This is a genomic window from Mycolicibacterium smegmatis (assembly GCF_001457595.1).
Classification (GTDB): domain Bacteria; phylum Actinomycetota; class Actinomycetes; order Mycobacteriales; family Mycobacteriaceae; genus Mycobacterium; species Mycobacterium smegmatis.
In genome coordinates, this window is sequence record NZ_LN831039.1 from 868,886 (window position 1) to 889,749 (window position 20,864).

Here is a 20,864-nt window from a genome sequence, read left to right on the forward strand (position 1 = left end):
TAACTGCCTATTGACGCTCGCGCCGATCGGGTGTGAGCTGTCTCACATGCAGGTTCCAGGCCCATTCGAGTACGAACGCGCCACCAGCGTCGACCACGCCGTCGGACTGCTGGACCGGTTGGGGGAGGACGCCAGGATCGTGGCGGGCGGGCACAGCCTGCTGCCGATGATGAAACTGCGCATCGCCAACCCCGAATATCTCGTCGACATCAACGACCTCGCGGTCGAGCTCGGCTACGTCATCACCGACCCCACGCTGGTGCGGATCGGCGCCATGGCGCGCCACCGGCAGGTCCTGGAATCGGACCCGCTGGCGGCGGTGTGCCCGATCTTCCGTGACGCCGAACGCGTGATCGCCGACCCTGTGGTGCGTAACCGCGGCACGCTCGGCGGGTCGCTGTGCCAGGCCGACCCGGCCGAGGACCTCACCACGGTGTGCACCATCCTGGGCGCGGTGTGCCTCGCGCGCGGGCCGGGCGGTGAACGCGAGATCGGCATCGACGACTTCCTGGTGGGACCGTACGAGACCGCGCTGGCCCACAACGAGATGCTCGTCGAGGTGCGCATCCCGGTGCGGCACCGCACCTCCAGTGCGTATGCGAAAGTCGAACGCCGCGTCGGTGACTGGGCCGTGACCGCGGCCGGCGCGCAGGTAACGCTCGACGGTGACTCGATCGTCGCGGCACGTGTGGGCCTCACGGCCGTCAACCCCGATCCGGACGCCCTGCGCGCACTGGCCGACGATCTGATCGGCAAGCCCGCCACCGAGGAAACATTTGCGGCCGCAGGAGAACTCGCCGTGCAGGCCTGCGGACCGGTCACCGACACCCGCGGCAGCGCCGACTACAAGCGTCACCTCGCCAGAGAACTCACCATCCGCACGATGCGCACCGCGGTCGAGCGTGTGCGCACCGCCCCCGCCCCGGAAGGGAACTAATCATGCAGGTCACCATGACCGTCAACGGCGAGGCCGTGACCGCCGACGTCGAACCCCGCATGCTGCTGGTGCATTTCCTGCGCGATCAGCTGGGGCTGACCGGAACCCACTGGGGCTGCGACACATCCAACTGCGGCACGTGCGTGGTCGAGGTCGACGGCGAACCCGTGAAGTCCTGCACGATGCTCGCGGCGATGGCCTCAGGGCACTCGGTGAACACCGTCGAGGGCATGGAGGTCGACGGCAAGCTGGACCCGGTGCAGGAGGGCTTCATGCAGTGCCACGGCCTGCAGTGCGGATTCTGCACCCCCGGCATGATGATCACCGCCCGCGCGCTGCTGCGGCAGAACCCCGACCCCACCGAAGAGGAGATCCGCGAAGCGATCTCGGGGCAGATCTGCCGGTGTACGGGCTACACCACGATCGTGCGTTCCGTGCAGTGGGCGGCACGCCACGCACGGGAGGAGGCCAAGGCATGACCACGCTGGAGAACCCGGTCGAGCGCCCCGAGGACACCGCGGTCAACGACGCGAAACCGTGCGGCCACGGCCGGATGCTGCGCAAGGAGGATCCGCGCTTCATCCGCGGGCGCGGAAACTATGTGGACGACGTCAAGCTGCCCGGCATGCTGCACCTGGCGATCCTGCGCTCGCCGTATGCACATGCCACGATCAACTCGATCGATGTGACGGCGGCACAGGCACATCCGAAGGTCAAGGCCGTGGTGACCGGCGCCGACCTCGCGGCCAAGGGCCTGGCGTGGATGCCCACGCTGTCCAACGACGTGCAGGCCGTGCTGGCCACCGACAAGGTGCGCTTCCAGGGTCAGGAGGTCGCGTTCGTCGTCGCCGAGGACCGCTACTCGGCGCGAGACGCACTGGAACTCATCGACGTCGACTACGAACCGCTCGACCCGGTGATCGACGCCCGCCACGCGCTGGACCCCGGCGCCCCGGTGATCCGCACCGACCTCGACGGCAAGACCGACAACCACTGCTTCGACTGGGAGACCGGGGACGCCGCGGCCACCGACGCCGTGTTCGCCAAGGCAGACGTGGTGGTCAAACAGGAGATGGTCTACCCACGGGTGCATCCCGCGCCCATGGAGACCTGCGGCGCGGTGGCCGATCTGGATCCGGTGACCGGAAAGCTCACGCTGTGGTCCACCACGCAGGCCCCGCACGCGCACCGCACGCTGTACGCGCTCGTGGCGGGCCTGCCCGAACACAAGATCCGCGTCATCTCACCCGACATCGGCGGCGGTTTCGGCAACAAGGTGCCCATCTACCCCGGGTACGTGTGCGCGATCGTGGGGTCGCTGCTGCTGGGCAAGCCCGTCAAGTGGATGGAAGACCGCAGCGAAAACCTCACCAGCACAGGCTTCGCGCGCGACTACATCATGGTCGGCGAGATCGCCGCGACCCGTGACGGCAAGATCCTCGCGATCCGTTCCAACGTGCTGGCCGACCACGGCGCCTTCAACGGCACCGCGGCCCCGGTGAAGTACCCGGCCGGGTTCTTCGGGGTGTTCACCGGCAGCTACGACATCGAGGCCGCCTACTGCCACATGACCGCCGTGTACACCAACAAGGCACCCGGTGGGGTGGCATATGCGTGCTCGTTCCGGATCACCGAGGCCGTGTACTTCGTGGAACGCCTGGTCGACTGCCTGGCGTACGAGCTCAAGATGGATCCCGCGCAGCTTCGGCTGCAGAACCTGCTGAAAGCCGAACAATTCCCGTACACGTCGAAGACCGGCTGGGTGTACGACTCGGGTGATTACGAGAAGACCATGCGCCTGGCGATGGAGATGGTCGACTACGAGGGGCTGCGCGCCGAACAGGCCGAGAAACGCAAACGCGGTGAGCTCATGGGCATCGGCATGTCGTTCTTCACCGAGGCCGTCGGAGCCGGCCCCCGCAAGGACATGGACATCCTGGGTCTCGGCATGGCCGACGGGTGTGAGTTGCGGGTACACCCGACCGGCAAAGCCGTTGTGCGGCTGTCGGTGCAGAGCCAGGGGCAGGGACACGAGACCACGTTCGCCCAGATCGTCGCCGAGGAGCTCGGCATCCCGCCCGAGGACATCGACGTGGTGCACGGCGACACCGATCAGACCCCGTTCGGGCTGGGCACCTACGGCAGCCGGTCCACGCCGGTGTCCGGTGCGGCCGCCGCGCTGGTGGCCCGCAAGGTGCGCGACAAGGCGAAGATCATCGCCGCGGGCATGCTGGAGGCCTCGATCGCCGACCTGGAGTGGGACAAGGGCTCTTTCCACATCAAGGGTGATCCGTCGGCGTCGGTGACCATCGCCGACATCGCGATGCGAGCGCACGGCGCGGGGGATCTGCCCGAGGGATTGGAGGGCGGCCTGGACGCCCAGATCTGTTACAACCCCTCCAATCTCACGTATCCCTACGGTGCGTACTTCTGCGTCGTCGACATCGACCCGGGCACCGCGGTGGTCAAGGTCCGGCGGTTCGTCGCGGTCGACGACTGCGGCACCCGGATCAACCCGATGATCATCGAGGGGCAGATCCACGGTGGCCTGGTCGACGGCATCGGGATGGCGCTCATGGAGATGATCGCGTTCGACGAGGACGGGAACTGCCTGGGCGGATCGCTCATGGACTACCTCATCCCCACGGCGATGGAGGTGCCGCACTTCGAGACCGGCCACACCGTCACCCCGTCACCGCACCACCCGATCGGGGCCAAGGGCATCGGCGAATCCGCCACCGTGGGTTCACCGCCCGCCGTGGTCAACGCCGTGGTGGATGCGCTGGCGCCGTACGGTGTCCGCCACGCCGACATGCCGCTCACCCCGTCACGGGTGTGGGAGGCGATGCAGGGCCGGGCCACACCGCCGATCTAGGCACGAGATGGAGGCGCGATGACCCCGATGACCCCGATGCGGCTGCACGACCGGGTGACCGAACTGCGGCGTGCCCGAACACCGTTCGTGCATGCCACGGTGGTACGTGCCCAGCAGCCCACCTCGGCGCACCCGGGTGACGAGGCGATCCTGTTGCCCGACGGCACCATCGAGGGATTCGTCGGAGGTCACTGCGCCCAGAACTCGGTGCGCCAGGCCGCACTGGGCGCCCTACAGGTGGGGCAGAGTGTGCTGCTGCGGGTGCTGCCCGACGGGGACGTGAGCTTTCCGGAGACACCCGGTGCGTGCGTCGTGGTCAACCACTGCCTGTCCGGGGGTGCGCTCGAGATCTTCCTCGACCCGCAGGTGCCCGCACCGCTGGTGGGGGTGTTCGGCGGATCGCCGATCGCCGACGCTCTGGTCGAGGTGACCGCGGTACTGGGCTATGACGTCCGGCGTCTCGACGCCCCGGATCCGTCCGCCCTCGACGGCGCCTCGGCGCTGGTGATCGCGAGCCTCGGCGGTCCCGAGGCCGATCTGATCCGCGCGGCGCTCGACGCAGGCATCGGCTACATCGGCCTGGTCGCGAGCAGGCGCCGCGGATCGGCGATCCTGGACGGGCTCAACCTCACCGAGTCCGAGCGCGCCAGGGTGCACACCCCGGTCGGCCTCGACATCGGGGCGAGGACGCCAGCCGAGATCGCGGTGTCGATCGCGGCCGAGGTGATCGCGACCGTGCGTGCGCATGGCCGCTGAGCCGGGTGCCGCGGTGACGGGGTTCGGCGGTGTCGACGATGTGGTGCGGCGGTTCGACGCCCACGACTACCTGCTCGACGAGGGCACCGCGACGGCGATCTACCTGGCCGTGAGCCTGGGCCGCCCACTGCTGCTGGAAGGCGAACCCGGAGTGGGCAAGACCACGGCCGCCAAAACCCTTGCAGCCGTACTCGGCACACCGCTGATCCGGTTGCAGTGCTACGAGGGGCTGACGGCCAGTGAGGCGTTGTACGACTGGAACTACCAGCGCCAACTCCTGTCGATCCGCCTGGCGGAGGCGCGCGGCGGGGAACACCTCGACGAGGCCGCGCTGTACACCGAAAGCTACCTCGTCGACCGGCCGATCCTGCAGTGCGTGCGCCACCGCGGACCCAGCAGCCCGGTGCTGCTGGTCGACGAGATCGACCGCGCCGACGACGAATTCGAGGCACTGCTGCTCGAATTCCTGGGCGAGGCCGCGGTGACGGTACCCGAACTGGGCACCTTCGTCGCCGAACGCCCGCCCGTCGTGGTGCTGACCTCCAACCGCAGCCGCGACCTGCACGACGCGCTGCGCCGCCGCTGCCTGTACCACTGGATCGAGTACCCGCAGCGCGCGCAGGCCGTCGCGATCGTGCGGCGCACCGTACCGGGTGCCACCGATGCCCTGATCGACAGCGCGGTCCAATTCGTCAGCGCCGCACGTGAACTCGACCTGGACAAACCGCCCGGGGTGGCCGAGACCATCGACTGGGTCGCCGCGCTGGTGGCGCTGCGGGTCGGTGACCTGGTGGACCCCGCAGCGCTGGGCACCCTCGGCGCGTTGGCCAAGACCCCCGACGACAGCGGACTGATGCGTGATGCCTTGCTGGACCTGACGAATTGAAAGGGAGCGTCGATGAAGATCGCGAACGAGTTCACTGTGAGCGTGCCGATCGAGGACGCGTGGGACCTGCTCACCGATCTCGACCAGGTGGTGCCGCTCATGCCCGGAGCCAGGCTCACCGGACATGACGGCGACGACGTGCTGGGTGCGGTCAAGGTGAAGGTGGGCCCGGTGACCAGCGAGTTCGCCGGCAAGGTGCACTTCGTCGAACAGGACCGCGAGCATTTCCGCGCCGTGATCGACGCCAAGGGCAAGGAGACCCGCGGCACCGGCAACGCCGCGGCGACCGTCACCGCGCAACTGCACGAAGCGGGCACCTCGACCCGCGTGACCGTCGACACCGACCTCAAGGTCGTCGGCAAGCTCGCGCAGTTCGGCAGCGGCATGCTGCAGCAGGTGTCGGAGAAGCTTCTCGGCCAGTTCGTGGACTCGTTGGAGGCCAAGCTCGCCGGAGAGCGTGAAAAGCCCAGCGAGACAACACAGACACCGCAGACACCGGTGGCGCAGGCCGCCGAGAAGCCGCAGGAAACCCTGGCCTCGACGGCGCCTGCCGTCGCGGACCCCGAACCCATCGACCTGCTCGACCTCGCGGGCGGGGCAGCGCTGAAGAAGTACGGGCCTGCGGTCGCCGGCGCATTCCTGCTCGCGGCGCTGCTGTTCACGATCGGCCGACTACGCATGGCCCGCAAGGCCCTTCGCGGCAGATGACCGCACCGCTGCTGCTGCGCGGCGTCGACCTCGCGGCATTGGCGGTCGCCCTCGTCGACCGTCTGCGCGCGGCCGGGGTCGCGGTGTCGGCGGTCGGGCCGTCGACGTTGGTGGCGGCCATGCATGTCGTCGCCCCGGTGCGCCGCTCACACCTGTACTGGGCCGCGCGGCTGACGTTGGTGAGCCGCGCCGAGGATCTCCCCGCATTCGACGGCGTCTTCGATGCGGTGTTCTCCGACGCCGTGCTGGGTGTGGACCCGCCGAACCTCAAGCGCGGCCAGGCGCCGCCCGGGATACCTGGGCAGTACGCGAACGGCGCCGACAGCGGCGAGTCCGGCGACGGGCTGCCGTGGACCACCCGTCCGGCGTCGATCACAGCCGCCGCACACCCGCCCACCGGCTCTGCGATCCCGGATCTCGCGCCGAGTTGGCTGGCCGGCCGGACCGACGAGTCCTTCGACCAGTTCGACCGGGACGATCTGCACCGACTCGGGACGTGGCTGCAGGGCGCCGAGGCGCACTGGCCGCGGCGACGTACGTTGCGGCACCGGCGGCATCCGTCGGGCCGGCGTATCGATCTGCGCGAGACCATCCGGGCGTCGCGCACCACCGGGTGGGAACCGGTGCGGCTCGCGCGGACGCGGCGCCGTACCCGGCCGCGGCGTGTGGTGCTGGTGTGCGACGTGAGCGGCTCGATGCAGCCGTACGCGGTGGTGTACCTGCATCTCATGCGCGCGGCGGCGGTGAGCCGGCGCGGCGCGGCGCATCCCGAGGTGTTCGCGTTCGCCACCACCTTGACGCGGCTCACCGCGGCGCTGTCGCACCGCTCGCCCGAGGTCGCGGTGACGCGCGCCAACGCGAAGGTGCACGACCGGTACGGCGGCACCCGCCTGGGCCGGTCGATCGCCGCGCTTCTTGCCGCGCCGCACGGCAACCTGCTGCGCGGGGCCGTAGTGGTGATCGCCTCCGACGGCTGGGACGCCGACGCGCCCGAGGTGCTGCGGCACGCCATGAGCCGGCTGCGCCGACGCGCGCATCTGGTGGTCTGGCTCAATCCGCGGGCCGCGGCGCCAGGTTACGAACCGCTGGCCGGGGCCATGGCCGCGGCGCTGCCGTACTGCGACCACTTCCTCCCCGCGCACACCCTGACCGGGTTACGCGAGTTGTTCGACGTGCTCGGGGCTTAGGAGGCCGGTGAGGCGGCGTCGGTGGCGGTGTCGGTAGAGGAGGCCCGCTTGGCGGCGCGGCGGCGCTTGTACCACTCGATGAACATCGGTGCGACCGACGCCACGACGATCAGGATGAAGATGGGTTCCAGCAGTTTCTGGATGATCTCGAACTGCCCCAGCCAGTAACCCAACAGCGTCAGGCCGACACCCCACACGATGGCGCCGAGCACGTTGAAGGCGGTGAACACCGGATAGCGCATCTTGGCCGCACCCGCGGTGATCGGGGCCAGGGTGCGCACAATCGGCACGAACCGGGCGATCACGATCGCGAACGGCCCGCGCTGTTCGAAGAATTCGTGTGCCTCGTCGAGGTACTTCTGCTTGAGGATGCGGGCCTCGGGCTTGAACATCGACGTGCCGATGGTCCGGCCGATGATGTAACCCACCTGGCCGCCCAGGATCGCCGCGATCGGGATGAACACCAGTAGCTGCCACAGCTGGAAGTTGGCGTCCACCGCGGTGCCCTTGGCGGCGGTACCGGCCGCCAGCATGCCCGCCACGAACAGCAGCGAGTCGCCGGGCAGAACCGGGAACAGCACACCGGACTCGATGAAGACGACGAGCAGGATGCCCACCAGAGCCCAGGTCCCGAAGTATCCGATGAGGTTCAGCGGATCCATGAAGTCGGGCATGAGGGCCAGATTGGTCGTAACCTCTGGTAAGGCGGTGTCGATCACGACTCCCAAGGGTACCTGGGCCGTCTGAATGGCCTGTACCTGCGAGAACCCGTGTCCAACAGGATCAGAAGGGAAGCGCCATGCCCATTGCCACACCTGAGGTCTACGCCGAGATGCTGGACCGGGCCAAGGCGCACTCGTTCGCGTTCCCGGCGATCAACTGCGTGGGGTCCGAAAGCATCAATGCGGCCATCAAGGGGTTTGCCGACGCCGGCAGCGACGGCATCATCCAGTTCTCCACCGGTGGCGCCGAATTCGGGTCGGGCCTGGGCGTCAAGGACATGGTGACCGGCGCGGTCGCGCTCGCGGAGTTCGCGCACGTGGTGGCCGCCAAGTACCCGATCACCGTGGCGCTGCACACCGACCACTGCCCCAAGGACAAGCTCGACACGTACGTGCGCCCGCTGCTGGCGATCTCCGCCGAGCGTGTCGCCCGGGGTGAGAACCCGCTGTTCCAGTCGCACATGTGGGACGGGTCCGCGGTGCCGATCGACGAGAACCTCACCATCGCGCAGGAACTGCTCAAGACCGCCGCGGCGGCCAAGATCATCCTCGAGGTCGAGATCGGCGTGGTCGGTGGCGAAGAGGACGGCGTCGAGGCCGAGATCAACGACAAGCTCTACACGTCGCCGGAAGACTTCGAGAAGACCATCGCGGCGCTGGGCGCGGGCGAGGAGGGGCGGTACCTGCTGGCCGCGACGTTCGGCAATGTGCACGGCGTCTACAAGCCCGGCAACGTGGTGCTCAAACCCGAGGTGCTGGCCGAGGGGCAGCGCGTGGCCGCGGCCAAACTGGGCCTGCCCGCGGACGCCAAACCGTTCGACTTCGTCTTCCACGGCGGCTCGGGCTCGCTGAAATCCGAGATCGAGGACTCCCTCAAGTACGGCGTGGTGAAGATGAACGTCGACACCGACACCCAGTACGCATTCACCCGGCCGATCGCCGGGCACATGTTCACCAACTACGACGGGGTGCTCAAGATCGACGGCGAGGTGGGCAACAAGAAGACCTACGACCCGCGCAGCTACCTGAAGAAGGCCGAGGCGTCGATGTCGGAGCGGGTGGTCGAGGCCTGCAACGACCTGCACAGCGCGGGACGCAGCGTCACCGCGGCATAACCGGGATCAAAAGGCCCGATCGCAAAGGCCGGATCAAAAGGCGGGGGACTGGCAGATCTTCCACTCGTCGTCGCGGAACTGCAGGTCGAAACTGCGTGTGGAGCGCGTCTGCGGGGCGAACGCCATGAACGTCGTGACGTTGGCCTCGGCGTGGTCGTCGTTGACGATCACCTGGTCGATGCTGGCGACCACCGGATACTGCTTGGCGGCCGCGACGCGCTCGTGCGTCTCGGCCCACGCCTTCTCGTTGTAGTTGACGTAGTTGTCGCGCGTGGTGCCACACGTGATCGACCGCAGCGTCGCCAGGTCGCCGCGCTGGATCGCGCTGTCGAACTTCTGGATGGTCTCGCGGACCCGGTCCTCCTGGGAGCCGGCCGACGCCGAATCACGCGTCAGCAGCACAGTGCCCAAGATGGCGATGGCCACGAGCGCGGCGATCACCAGCACCACTGCGATCACCCATCCCCAGCTGCGACGCGCGGTCGCGGGCGCCTGCGGGCGAGCTGCGTCGTCACGCGGCGGGATGACCTGTGGTGCAACGGGTTTGTTCGGATCGCCGGGCGGCGGCGCGAACACCTCGGTCTCCGGATCGGGCGGGGTGTCGATCTTCTGCGTCGACCCGTCGAAACTCGAGGGCGCCGTGAAGCGCCGCTCGTCGCCCTGCGGCGTCGCCTGGCCGGGTTCGGTCGGCAGGCCGAACACCTCGGTGGCCGGTTCGTGTTCGGAACTCAGCGTGACTTTCTCGGTGGGCGCATCGGCGGATTGTCGGCTCGGTTCTGTCGGGTCTTCTGAAGAGGGCGTGTGGTCCTCGTTCGGCTCCGATGGATTCGGCATCCCTTTTGCGGTCCTCCCGTACGTCGCTATCGGTGGAGCTTATCGGGCGGTGCACAATAGGCCCATGACACGGATGGGTGATCTGCTCGGACCAGACCCGGTTTACCTTCCAGGCGATCCTGCGGCCGAAGAGGAACTGGCGGCAGGCGAGAAGGCAGCGGTGGTTGCTGCGGCCCACCCGTCGGCCTCGGTCGCGTGGGCGACGCTCGCCGAGCAGGCGTTGGACGACGACAAGGCGGTCACCGCATATGCGTACGCGCGGACCGGCTACCACCGTGGGCTGGATCAGTTGCGCCGCAACGGGTGGAAGGGCTTCGGCCCCGTGCCGTTCAGCCACGAGCCAAACCAGGGTTTCCTGCGGTGCGTGGCGGCGCTGGCGCGAGCGGCCGACGACATCGGCGAGACCGACGAGTACCAGCGCTGCCTGGACCTGCTCGACGACTGCGATCCGACGGCGCGTCGCGAACTCGGTCTGGGCTAGCGCCCGGCCGTCACTCGGCCTCGCACCTGCAGTCTCCCGCGGCGTCGGGCGGTTCCACCTGCACCGTGGCGTGCTCGAGGCCGTGCGCGGTCAGTACCGCCCTGGCGTCGTCGAGGACACGCGCGGTGTCGGCATCGCTGGTCAGGTGTGCGGTGACCATGTCCTTGCCCGGTACCAGCGTCCACACGTGCAGATCGTGCACGCCCGTCACACCGTCCACGGCGCACAGCGCGCTGCGCAGCTTCTCGACGTCGATGTGTGCCGGTGACGATTCGGACAGGATCCGCAACGCGGCCCGCGCCAGCGCGATCGCGCGCGGCAGCACCCACAGGGCCACCAGGACCGCCACCACCACGTCGGCGTAGGGCCATCCCGTGGTGACGGTGACGATGCCCGCGATCAGCACGCCGATGCTGCCGACGGTGTCGGCCACGACCTCCATGTAGGCGCCCTTGACCGCGAGGCTGTCCTTGGAGTGCGAGCGCAGCATGAGCACCACCGCGGCGTTGGCGATCAGCCCGGCCAGCGCGACGACGATCATCGGCACGCCGGGCACCTCGGGCGCGTTGCCGAGACGCTCGAACGCCTCGTACAGGATGAAGCCCGCGACGCCGATGAGCAGGGCCGCGTTGGCCACCGCGGTGAACACCTCGGCGCGGTGCCAGCCGAACGTGCGCGCCGGTGACGTGCTGCCGCGTCGGGCCAGCAGCACCGCGGTGAGTCCCATGAACATCGCGACCAGGTCGGTGAGCATGTGGCCGGCGTCGGCGAGCAGCGCGATCGAGTTGATCATCAGCGCGGTGATCAACTCGACGAAGAAGAACGCGGTGAGGATTGCTGCGGCGACGAGCATCCGGCTCACCCGTGCGTCGGTGTGGTGACTGTGATCGTGGCCCGCGCCCATTCCCGCAATATATGCGCAATTCTGCATATGTTGCAAGCATCACCGGTGATCGCGGGAATCAGGCGAACTTGCCCGCCGTTGGGCTGAACGGCATGACGCACGACAACCACGACAACACCGCACTTCCGCAACCCATGTGGCCGGGCGATGACGCGGCCCCGGCCGGTCTTCGCGAACCCGGCTCACCTCTGGCCCGGTTGGCCGCGCGTCTGTTCCCGTGGCGCTATGACCGCCAGTTGCTGGCGGGCATCCCGCCGGAGCCGGGCAGTGCGCTCGCGGTGCACGTCGCGCGGCTGACCTCCCGGTCCCAGCGCCATGCGTACGCGGGCGCGCTGCGGCAGGTGCTGCGCTGCCTGCACGAGGATCCCGCGCTGTACTCGTCGCGGCTGCCACTCGAAGACAGCACCGTGGCGTCCGCGGCCACGCTGTTCGACGAGATCCGCGAGCGCCTCGAGGCACCCGCGCCGGTACGCGCGCACGGAATCGCACGCCTGCGGATGCTGCTGTCAGACGGCGCGAGCCCGATCTACCGGGGTGGCGAGGGCAACCTGACCGGGCACCTGCGCGCGGTGCTCGCCGAACTCTAGAACCAGGCCGACCAGAAGCGAGTGAGCTGGCCGCCGGCCGACACCAGATAGCTCGATACACCCGAGAAGTCGAAGAACCAGTAGACGAGCTCGAAGAACCAGCGGTTGAGCGCCGGGGTGATCAACAGGACCACCACGATCAAAAATCCCCACTGCTTGGCCGGCGCCAGCGCACGCTGGGTCTCGGGATTCAGGTGCGGCTCCAGCGCGCCGTAGCCGTCCAGCCCAGGGATGGGCAGCAGGTTGAGCACCAGCGCGGTGACCTGCAGGAAACCCAGGAACGCGATGCCCGACCAGAACACCGCGTGCGCCGGGTCCCAGAACGCGCGGGTGAGCCCGAGCAGCAGCACCGCGAGCACCAGGTTGGCCGCGGGCCCCGCGAGGCTCACGATCGACTTCTGCCGCGCCGTCATCCAGTGCGTCTGCAGGTACACCGCGCCGCCGGGGAAACCGATGCCGCCCAGCGCGATGATCAACACCGGCAGGCCCAGCGACAGCATGGGGTGCGTGTACTTCAGCGGGTTGAGTGTCAAGTAGCCGCGGGTCTCGACGCCGTGGTCGCCGAAGCGCCATGCCGTGAAGGCGTGGCCGAACTCGTGCAGGCACAGCGACATCAGCCAGCCCGCGATGACCAGGATGAACACCCCGACGTACGACAGCGGTCTGATGGTGTCGGCGGCGATCCAGGCGAGCGCGCCACCGGCGGCGGTGACCGCGATGACGAGCAAGAAGATCGGGCTCGGCCGCACCGACTGGCGCAGTGGACGGATGTTCACGATTCGACGGTACCGGCCGGTGGACGCGCCGGCCGAGCACGCGCGTCAGCCGACGCGCAGCCAGCCCTGGGTGTGCCGGTAGAACGTCGAGCGGCGTACCGGCCGCGCCATCGTGGCGCCGTCGCGCACCACCACGGCGCCCGGCGTGCCCAGTTGAGCCGCGCGCCCGCTGACCCAGCCCAGCGGCCTGCCCCGGCGCGACAGCACGCTCGCACGCAGGCCCGGCACCGCGTCGAGCGGCTCGATCCGCACGCCGTGCGCCTGGCCGTCGAACAGCACCGTGTCGTCGACGATCGCCTCGCCCTCGAGCGGGGCGGCCTCCTTGCCGTGCCACTCAGCAGCGGAAACAAGTACGGTTCCGGTCTCGTCGCGGATCAGCGGCACTCGCCGGGCGGTACCGCGCAGGGCGCGACGCGCCGACCAGCTGGTGCGCGCGTGCGCGACCTCGACATCGAGCCGATCGGCCTTCAGCAACCGCGTCAGCACCGCGGCCAGATCACCCGCGGATCCCGTCACGATCACCCGGTGATGCGCGTCGACGTCGTCGATGCCGACGGTGGGTAACCCCCGCAGCGGGCGCGGCACGGGGCCCGTCTCGCCGGCGAACACGGCAGTTGAGGAAGTCAAAACCACTCCTGGCACGCAAACAGAATTGTGGCTCCGCGCGTGCTCTGGGATAAGGTGACCTACCGGCTGCACCACTTCCAGGCGCGGAGATAGGCGGGAGAGTACGCCATGCCGGCAATCGTGCTCATCGGGGCCCAATGGGGCGACGAGGGCAAAGGTAAAGCCACCGATCTACTCGGTGGACGCGTGCAGTGGGTAGTTCGCTACCAGGGCGGCAACAACGCGGGACACACCGTCGTGTTGCCCACCGGGGAGAACTTCGCGCTGCACCTCATCCCCTCGGGCATCCTCACACCCGGGGTCACCAACGTCATCGGTAACGGTGTGGTGGTCGACCCGGGCGTGCTGTTGACCGAGCTGAAGGGCCTCGAGGATCGCGGGGTCGACACGTCGAACCTGCTGATCTCGGCCGACGCCCATCTGCTGATGCCGTACCACGTCGCGATCGACAAGGTCGTGGAGCGCTGGGCGGGCAGCAAGAAGATCGGCACCACGGGCCGCGGTATCGGCCCGTGCTACCAGGACAAGATCGCGCGCATCGGCATCCGGGTGGCCGACGTGCTCGACGAGCAGGTGCTGGCCGAAAAGATCGAGGCCGCACTTGAATTCAAGAACCAGGTGCTGGTCAAGATCTACAACCGCAAGGCGCTGGAGCCCGCCGAGGTGCTCGAGAACCTGCTGGAACAGGCCGAGGGCTTCAAGCATCGCATCGCCGACGCGCGGCTGCTGCTCAACCAGGCGCTGGAGAACGACGAGGCCGTGCTGCTCGAGGGCTCGCAGGGCACCCTGCTGGATGTCGACCACGGCACGTATCCCTTTGTCACGTCGTCGAACCCGACGGCAGGCGGCGCCGCGGTCGGCTCGGGCATCGGGCCCACCCGCATCACCACGGTGCTGGGCATCCTCAAGGCGTACACCACGCGCGTCGGCTCCGGTCCGTTCCCCACCGAACTGTTCGACGAGCACGGCGCCTACCTGGCCAAGACCGGTGGCGAGGTCGGTGTCACGACCGGCCGCGCCCGTCGATGCGGCTGGTTCGACGCGGTGATCGCGCGCTACGCGACCAGGGTCAACGGCATCACCGACTACTTCCTGACCAAGCTCGACGTGCTGTCGAGCCTGGAGACAGTGCCGGTGTGCGTCGGCTACACGGTCGACGGCAAGCGTGTCGACGAGATGCCGATGACGCAGTCGGACATCGCCCGCGCCGAGCCCGTCTACGAGGAACTGCCGGGCTGGTGGGAGGACATCTCGGGCGCACGCGAGTTCGAGGATCTGCCCGCCAAGGCCCGCGACTACGTGCTGCGCCTCGAAGAGCTTGCCGGAGCGTATGTTTCGTGCATCGGTGTGGGGCCGGGCCGGGATCAGACCATCGTGCGCCGTGACGTGCTGGCTGCCCGTTGATGTCGGCTGACTTCGGACTGGACCCGCGCCGCACCGACCCGAAATACCACAGCGAGCACGGCGGCTTCCCCGTGTTCGAGGCCGCCGAGCCCGGGCCGGGATTCGGCCGTTTCCTCACCGCGATGCGCCGCGCGCAGGATCTCGCGGTCTCGGCCGACCCGGACGCCGCCACGTGGGACAAGGCCGCCGACCTGGTCGAGGAACTGGTTGCGCTGCTCGATCCCTACGAGGCGGGCGAGGGCGTCGGGCCGGCCAATCGCGTGCCGGAACTGCCCGGCGCGGGTAGCCTGCTGGCGCCACCCTGGACGGTCGAGAAGTTCGAGGCCGACGAGGTGCTGCTGACCGTGCAGTTCAGTCGTTTCCACGTGGGCGGCAACTACGCCGTCCACGGCGGCGTGCTGCCCATGCTTTTCGACTCGCTGTTCGGCATGTGTATCCACGCGGCCGGACGCCCCATCAGCCGCACGGCCTTCCTGCACGTCGATTACCGCGCCGTGACGCCGATCGACACCCCGCTGCAGGCGCGCGGGTGGATCCGTGAGGCCGAGGGGCGCAAGGCCTTTGTCAACGCCGAGCTGCGCGACGGTGAGGGCAAGCTCCTCGCCGAGGCCAACGGCCTGATGATCATGCTGCTGCCCGGACAGCCCTGAGCGGGCTCAGTCGCCCGTCAGCCGCAGCACACTCGCCGGACACAGCCTGACGGCCTCGCGGGCGTGCTCGACCTCGTCGTCGGGCACCTCGTCGACCAGAACCGTGACGACGCCGTCCTCGTCCTGGTCGAACAACGCTTCGGAGACCATCACGCAGTTGCCCGAAGCGATGCAGTTGTCGCGGTCCGCTTCTATCTTCATGGCAGTCACCACGCTACCGCCAACGACTGCAGCCCGTAGATGAAGTGGAAAGGCCGCCACCGGACATCCTCGAACGGTTCGGCGAGCGCCAGCGTCGGGAACCGGCGCAACAGCGCGGGCAACGCGATGCGCATCTCCATGCGGGCCAGCGGGGCCCCGAGGCAGTGGTGGACGCCATGACCGAACGCCAGATGGCCGGGCGCGCCGCGGCGGATGTCCAGGGTGTCGGGGTTGTCGATGAAGCCGGGGTCGCGGTTGCCCGCGGGCAGCGACGCGAACACCAGGTGGCCCGCCGGAATGCTCACGCCGGCGAGTTCGACGTCGGTGGTGGTGATGCGCGGCAGTGCGGTCGACACGATCGACAGCCACCGCAGCAACTCCTCGATGGCCGGGCCGATGGCGTCGGGATCATCACGCACGCAGGCCAATTGGTCGGGGTGGCGCAGCAGCGCGAGCACTCCGAGGCCCAGCATGTTGGACGTGGTCTCGTGGCCCGCCAACAGCAACAGTCCGGCGATGCCGATGAGTTCGTCGTCGATCAGTTCGGTGCCGTGCTCGCGCACCAGCATTCCGAGGATGTCGTCGCCGGGCCGGGTGCGTGACCGCTCGACGAGTCCGCGCATGTAGGCGCGCCCTTGCCGCTGCAACTCAAGGCGTTCGGGCATCGGTGCCGAGAGGTCCAGTTGCCGCGCCGACCGCTGCTGGAAATCGGTGCGGTCCTCGTACGGCACGCCGAGGAGTTCACAGATCACCAAAGACGGTATGGGAAGCGCGAAATCGGCGACGATGTCGGCGGGTGGGCCTGCCGACTCCATGGCGTCGAGATGAGCGTCGACGATCTCGACGATGCGCGGCTCCAGCCGCTTGATGCGGCGAATGGTGAACTCCGGGGTGAGCATGCGCCGCAGGCGTTGATGTTCGGGCGGGTCGAGGCCCAGCAGGTTGCCGGCCCGGTTACTCGCCTGCTCCTCGGCGGAGATCTGCGGTGCTCCCGGGAGGACGAATCCGGGCGGCCTGCTGTTGGAGAACCGTTCGTGATCCGACAGGACGGTCTTGACGTCCTCGTGCCGCGTGACGAGGTACACCTGCATACCGAACGGGTTGACCGTGACGTGCACGCCTTCGCTCGCGCGGATCTCGCCGAGTTCGGGTGTGGGATCGAACGCGTCGCGCCGGATGTGCAGTGGCGGGAGCGCTTGCGCTTGGGTCATGCACCGACGCTACCCGCGACTGCAAAACTGCTGAGAAGTTCCTGGTCAGACCGGTTTACGGTTCGGCGCGCAGGCCGGGCCACCAGATTTTCGGGCCGATCCAGGTGAACAGCGCCGGGATGATGACCGTGCGCACCAGGAACGTGTCCAGCAGGATGCCCAGGCCGACGATGATGCCCAACTGGGTCAGCACGATCAGCGGCAGCACCCCCAGCACGCAGAACACCGCGGCCAGCACCACGCCGGCGCTGGTGATCACTGCGCCGGTGGCCGACACCGCGCGCACGATGCCCTCGCGGTTGCCGTACTGCGGGGTCTCCTCGCGTGCCCGGGTGACCAGAAAGATCGTGTAGTCGACGCCGAGTGCCACCAGGAACAGGAACGCGAACAACGGCGTGCTGTTGTCGAGTGCGGGGAACCCGAAGATGTGCACCGACGCCCAGCCGCCGAGGCCGAGGGCCGCCAGCGAACTGAGCACCGTGACACCCACCAGCAGAAGCGGTGCGAACGCCGACCGCAGCAGGATGTACAGCACGGCGAGCACCACCACGAGGATCGCCGGGATCACCACGGCCCGGTCGCGCTGTGCGGCCGCGGCCGCGTCGCGGGCCTGCGCGTCGGAACCGCCGACCACAGCGTCGGCGTCGGCCTGCTGCACCGAACCGCGAAGTGCGTCAATCGTTTCGAACGCCTCATCGGAGGCGGGATCGGCGCCGAGGACCACCGACCATTGCGTGAGACCCGTGGGTGACTCACCGGCCGGGCTCGCCGACACCACACCCTCGGTGTCGGTGATGGCGCGCTGCACGGCCGCGGCCTTGTCGGTCGAGGCGATCACGCGCGTGGGATCGGTCAGGCCGCTGGGGAAGTGCGCGGACACCGTCTCGAAGCCCGACACCGACTCGGCCTGTACGCGGAACTGCTCGGTCTGGGTGAGCCCGATCGGCGTGGTCAGCAGCGCGGTGCACAGAAGCGCCAGACCGGCCACCGACACCACGACCACGCGGGCTGGCCTGCGCGCCACCGTATCCGCGATGCGGTGCCAGACGCCGCTCTCGGTGAGCGCCGTGGCGCCCACCTTCGGGATGAACGGCCAGAACAGCCTCTTACCGCACAGCGCCAGCAGCGGCGGCAGCACGATCAGGACGAACACCGCCGCGACCACCAGGCCCGACGCGGCCTGCACGCCCAGGCTGCGGTTGCTCGGGGCGGTCGCGAAAAGCAGTGTCAGCAGCGCCAGTACCACGGTCGCGTTGCTGGCGATGATCGCCGGTGCGGCCGCGCGCACCGAGGCCTGCAGCGCGTCGCGGTGATTCTCGGTGCGGCCGAGTTCCTCGCGGTAACGCGAGATCAACAGCAGCGCATAGTTGGTGCCCGCTCCGAACACCAGCACGCTCGTGATGCCACCGGTCGAACCGTCCGGGTTCATGCCGAGGCCGGACGCGACGGCGGTGCCCACGACCGATCCGACACGGTCGGCGAAGGCGATCACCAGGAGCGGCACGAGCCACAGGATGGGGGAGCGGTAGGTGACGATGAGCAGCAGCGCCACCACGATGGCCGTGACCGCCAGCAGCGTGACATTGGCTCCCGCAAAGGAATTCGCGATATCGGCGCCGAACGCCGGGCCGCCGGTCACCTCGGCGCGCAGGTCGCCGGGCAGCCCCTCGGCGGCGTTGGCACGCAACTCCTTGACCTCGTCGGTGAGGGCGAACCCCGAGAGCGTGGCGTCCAGTGGCACGGTCGAGATCGCGGCCTTGCCGTCGTCGCTGACCACCATCGGCGGGCCGGGTGCGTCGCTCATCCGGTGGCGCGCCTCGGCGGCCGCATCGATGTCGTCGGGACCGAGTTCGGCGCCGTCGGCGCGGGTCACCACCAGGATGGCCGGAGCCTGATCGCCTCCCGGAAAGTCCGCACGTAGCGCGTCGGCCCGCGCCGACTCGGCGTCCGAGGGCACCGCCACCGGGGACTGCGAGGCCGAATCACCGCCGCTGAGCACCCCCATCAGGCCACCCGAGATGATCACAACCAGCACGGCCAGCCACGACAAGCGTTTAATCACGGTTCAGCGTCGCCTCTTCCAGATCGAGCCCATGGAGCACGGTACGTAACACTTCGTCATCGATATGGCCGGCGTCACACTCGGCGATGAACGTCTCCCGTTCGGCGGCAAGCATTTCCAACCGCAACCGGCGGAAGGCCGAGGTCGGGCTCTCGCCGATGTCCTCCTCGTCGCGCCCCAGCCGTTCCCACGCGGCGTTGCGGCGGCGCGTGTTCCAGGCGCGCAACACATCGGCGGCGCGGTGCGATACCTCCGCGCTCGCAGGCTGTTCGGCGAGCAGCGCGTCGAGCCGTTCGGCGGCGGCCCTGGCCGCCTTGTCCTGCGCGGCGGCGGTGGCGATCGCGTCGCTGTGCGCCTCGTCGCCCTCGGCGCCGAGCACCCGGATGAACCACGGCAGGGTCAGCCCGTGGAGCAGCAACGTGCCCACCACGACGACGAACGTGAGGAAGCACAGTTGTGCCCGCCCCGGAAACTGTTCTCCCGAAAGGGTGATCAACGGGATACCGAACGCAGCAGCCAGCGACACGACACCCCTCATACCCGCCCACGACAGGATGAACACCTGTGCGTGCGACGGCGGCGGCTCGTGGTTCTTGGTGAAAAGCCGCCCGAGGTAGGTGCATCCGTACACCCAGACGATGCGTACCCCGATGACCGCGGCGAGCACGGCCGCCGACGAGATCGCCAAAGTAGCGGCCGAGATGCCCGCGAGTTCGCCGACGACGGCGGGCAACTGAAGACCGATGAGCAGGAACGCGAAGGACTCCAGCACCAATTGCAGCGCCTTCCACACGGCCTTGTCCTGCAGGCGTGTGGCGTAGCTCGCCTGGGTTTCGCGCTGCCCGAGCAGCAGGGCCGCCACGACCACCGCGATGACGCCCGAGCCGTGGGCCTCCTCGGCGATCAGATAGATCGAGAACGGGGCCACCAAACCGATCGCGCTCTCCACCAGCGGGTCGTCCAGGCGCGTGCGGACGTAGTGGACCAGCATGCCGAGCACCAGGCCGACCACCAGGCCCCCGACGGCGGCGAGCGCGAAGGTGCCCAGCGCGGTGCCCCAGCTCGTGGCGGCGCCGATCGCGGCCGCGAGGGCGACCTTGTAGGCCGTCAGCGCGGTGGCGTCGTTGAGCAGGCTCTCGCCGCCCAACAGGGTCATGGTGCGACGCGGCAGGCCCAGCCGCCGGCCGACCGCCGTGGCCGACACAGCGTCGGGCGGCGCGACGATCGCGCCGAGGGTGAGCGCTGCGGCCAGGGTCAGTTCCGGCACCGTGTGGTAGGCCACGATGCCGACGACGAAGGTCGTCACCAACGGGAGCCCGACCGCCAGCAGGCCGATCGACCGCATGTTGCGCCGCAGCGCGACGTAACTGCTCTCCATGCCCGCAGACCACAGCAGGGGCGGCAGGATCACGAACAACACCAGGTCGGGGTCGAGCGCGACGTCGCCGAACCCGGGCAGCGTGCTACCCGCGAGACCCGCGACCACCAGCACCAATGGTGCCGATACGTCGAACCGGCGGGCGACCGCGGCCACCAGCACCGCCACCACCAGGGCCGCCAGCAATGAGGCACCCACGTCGTCCGACCTCCTTAACCCAGCTGTTCCTTATCCTTGGTCAAATGTTGAGGAGATCACGCCGACGTGAGTCGCGCCCGACGCCTCGAACCTGTGAACACCTCACGGCCGACATCGCCGAGCCGCGACCGCAGACACCTGGCTACTGCCAGGACTGTGCAGAACTAGGTGAGCGTACTTGGGCTCATCTGCGGATGTGTATGACGTGCGGCCACGTCGCGTGCTGTGACTCCAGTCCCCACCAACACGCGACCAAGCACTTTCATTCGACGGGCCACCCCGTCATGCGCTCGGCCGAACCGGGTGAGAGCTGGCGTTGGTGCTACATCGACCATCGGGTCGGTTGAGCATCTGGCAGGCTGGAC

22 protein-coding genes are annotated in these 20,864 nt (G+C 68.7%); 13 read left to right on the forward strand and 9 right to left on the reverse strand.

Annotated elements, in window-relative coordinates:
* The first annotated feature begins 46 nt into the window (after positions 1-46).
* The 7 genes from AT701_RS03825 to AT701_RS03855 are packed head-to-tail and all read left to right on the forward strand — an operon-like array spanning position 47 to position 7,349.
* Positions 47-937 carry an FAD binding domain-containing protein gene (locus tag AT701_RS03825; protein ID WP_058125221.1) on the forward strand — a complete coding sequence of 297 codons (891 nt, stop codon included), beginning with the start codon at positions 47-49 and terminating at the stop codon, positions 935-937.
* Positions 938-939: 2 nt separating this feature from the next.
* The gene (locus tag AT701_RS03830) at positions 940-1,416 is read left to right on the forward strand and encodes a (2Fe-2S)-binding protein (RefSeq protein ID WP_003892165.1); all 477 of its coding nucleotides are present in this window, start codon (positions 940-942) and stop codon (positions 1,414-1,416) included.
* Positions 1,413-3,812: an aerobic carbon-monoxide dehydrogenase large subunit gene (locus tag AT701_RS03835; protein ID WP_058125222.1), complete on the forward strand. Its 2,400-nt coding sequence runs from the start codon at positions 1,413-1,415 to the stop codon at positions 3,810-3,812. Before AT701_RS03830 ends, AT701_RS03835 begins: the two co-directional genes overlap by 4 nt.
* 36 nt (positions 3,813-3,848) lie before the next feature.
* A complete protein-coding gene (locus AT701_RS03840; protein WP_003892167.1) occupies positions 3,849-4,568 on the forward strand; it encodes an XdhC family protein in 720 nt (239 codons plus the stop codon).
* Positions 4,558-5,454 carry an AAA family ATPase gene (locus tag AT701_RS03845; protein WP_036462180.1) on the forward strand — a complete coding sequence of 299 codons (897 nt, stop codon included), beginning with the start codon at positions 4,558-4,560 and terminating at the stop codon, positions 5,452-5,454. Before AT701_RS03840 ends, AT701_RS03845 begins: the two co-directional genes overlap by 11 nt.
* A gap of 12 nt (positions 5,455-5,466) precedes the next feature.
* A complete protein-coding gene (locus tag AT701_RS03850) occupies positions 5,467-6,162 on the forward strand; it encodes an SRPBCC family protein (RefSeq protein ID WP_011727165.1) in 696 nt (231 codons plus the stop codon).
* On the forward strand, positions 6,159-7,349 hold the full coding sequence (locus AT701_RS03855; RefSeq protein WP_058125223.1) for a vWA domain-containing protein: 1,191 nt from the start codon (positions 6,159-6,161) through the stop codon (positions 7,347-7,349). Before AT701_RS03850 ends, AT701_RS03855 begins: the two co-directional genes overlap by 4 nt.
* Here AT701_RS03855 and AT701_RS03860 read toward each other — a convergent pair.
* Positions 7,346-8,068 (reverse strand): DedA family protein, encoded by a 723-nt coding sequence (locus tag AT701_RS03860; RefSeq protein WP_011727167.1) that lies wholly within the window; start codon positions 8,066-8,068, stop codon positions 7,346-7,348. The two genes, AT701_RS03855 and AT701_RS03860, sit on opposite strands and share 4 nt — an antisense overlap.
* Before the next feature lie 80 nt (positions 8,069-8,148).
* Here AT701_RS03860 and fbaA point away from each other — a divergent pair, with 80 nt between their 5' ends.
* Positions 8,149-9,186, forward strand: coding sequence for a class II fructose-bisphosphate aldolase (fbaA, locus tag AT701_RS03865; protein ID WP_003892176.1), 1,038 nt, complete (start codon positions 8,149-8,151; stop codon positions 9,184-9,186).
* Between the two features lie 33 nt (positions 9,187-9,219).
* Here the strand turns inward: fbaA and AT701_RS03870 are convergent, their stop codons facing one another.
* Positions 9,220-10,020: an Rv0361 family membrane protein gene (locus AT701_RS03870; RefSeq protein ID WP_003892177.1), complete on the reverse strand. Its 801-nt coding sequence runs from the start codon at positions 10,018-10,020 to the stop codon at positions 9,220-9,222.
* 64 nt (positions 10,021-10,084) lie between these two features.
* Between AT701_RS03870 and AT701_RS03875 the strand changes: the two genes are divergently transcribed.
* Positions 10,085-10,501, forward strand: a complete 417-nt coding sequence (locus tag AT701_RS03875; RefSeq protein ID WP_003892178.1) for a DUF3151 domain-containing protein — start codon at positions 10,085-10,087, stop codon at positions 10,499-10,501.
* A 10-nt stretch (positions 10,502-10,511) separates the two neighbouring features.
* Here AT701_RS03875 and AT701_RS03880 read toward each other — a convergent pair whose 3' ends face one another.
* A complete protein-coding gene (locus AT701_RS03880; protein WP_003892179.1) occupies positions 10,512-11,405 on the reverse strand; it encodes a cation diffusion facilitator family transporter in 894 nt (297 codons plus the stop codon).
* A 92-nt stretch (positions 11,406-11,497) separates the two neighbouring features.
* Here AT701_RS03880 and AT701_RS03885 point away from each other — a divergent pair, with 92 nt between their 5' ends.
* The gene (locus tag AT701_RS03885) at positions 11,498-11,992 is read left to right on the forward strand and encodes a hypothetical protein (RefSeq protein WP_058125224.1); all 495 of its coding nucleotides are present in this window, start codon (positions 11,498-11,500) and stop codon (positions 11,990-11,992) included.
* Here the strand turns inward: AT701_RS03885 and AT701_RS03890 are convergent.
* Both AT701_RS03890 and AT701_RS03895 read right to left on the reverse strand, forming a co-directional pair.
* A complete protein-coding gene (locus AT701_RS03890) occupies positions 11,989-12,768 on the reverse strand; it encodes a site-2 protease family protein (RefSeq protein WP_011727171.1) in 780 nt (259 codons plus the stop codon). The genes AT701_RS03885 and AT701_RS03890 overlap by 4 nt on opposite strands.
* Before the next feature lie 45 nt (positions 12,769-12,813).
* Complete coding sequence (locus tag AT701_RS03895) at positions 12,814-13,353, reverse strand: hypothetical protein (RefSeq protein WP_011727172.1); 540 nt, start codon at positions 13,351-13,353, stop codon at positions 12,814-12,816.
* A 150-nt stretch (positions 13,354-13,503) separates the two neighbouring features.
* Between AT701_RS03895 and AT701_RS03900 the strand changes: the two genes are divergently transcribed.
* Together AT701_RS03900 and AT701_RS03905 are read left to right on the forward strand one after the other, a co-directional pair.
* Positions 13,504-14,799, forward strand: a complete 1,296-nt coding sequence (locus AT701_RS03900) for an adenylosuccinate synthase (RefSeq protein WP_011727173.1) — start codon at positions 13,504-13,506, stop codon at positions 14,797-14,799.
* Complete coding sequence (locus AT701_RS03905; RefSeq protein WP_011727174.1) at positions 14,799-15,449, forward strand: PaaI family thioesterase; 651 nt, start codon at positions 14,799-14,801, stop codon at positions 15,447-15,449. The genes AT701_RS03900 and AT701_RS03905 overlap by 1 nt, the downstream gene beginning before the upstream one ends.
* Before the next feature lie 6 nt (positions 15,450-15,455).
* On the opposite strand, the gene AT701_RS03910 is transcribed toward AT701_RS03905, so the two are convergent.
* The 4 genes from AT701_RS03910 to AT701_RS03925 are packed head-to-tail and all read right to left on the reverse strand — an operon-like array spanning position 15,456 to position 20,499.
* The gene (locus AT701_RS03910; RefSeq protein ID WP_003892186.1) at positions 15,456-15,650 is read right to left on the reverse strand and encodes a ferredoxin; all 195 of its coding nucleotides are present in this window, start codon (positions 15,648-15,650) and stop codon (positions 15,456-15,458) included.
* A 5-nt stretch (positions 15,651-15,655) separates the two neighbouring features.
* Entirely contained in the window at positions 15,656-16,861 is a 1,206-nt protein-coding gene (locus tag AT701_RS03915; protein ID WP_058125225.1) for a cytochrome P450, read from the reverse strand.
* A 55-nt stretch (positions 16,862-16,916) separates the two neighbouring features.
* Entirely contained in the window at positions 16,917-18,923 is a 2,007-nt protein-coding gene (locus AT701_RS03920; RefSeq protein ID WP_058125226.1) for an MMPL family transporter, read from the reverse strand.
* Positions 18,916-20,499, reverse strand: a complete 1,584-nt coding sequence (locus AT701_RS03925; RefSeq protein WP_058125227.1) for a Na+/H+ antiporter — start codon at positions 20,497-20,499, stop codon at positions 18,916-18,918. Before AT701_RS03925 ends, AT701_RS03920 begins: the two co-directional genes overlap by 8 nt.
* Before the next feature lie 44 nt (positions 20,500-20,543).
* Between AT701_RS03925 and AT701_RS03930 the strand changes: the two genes are divergently transcribed.
* Entirely contained in the window at positions 20,544-20,846 is a 303-nt protein-coding gene (locus AT701_RS03930; RefSeq protein ID WP_011727177.1) for a UBP-type zinc finger domain-containing protein, read from the forward strand.
* Positions 20,847-20,864 lie beyond the last annotated feature (18 nt).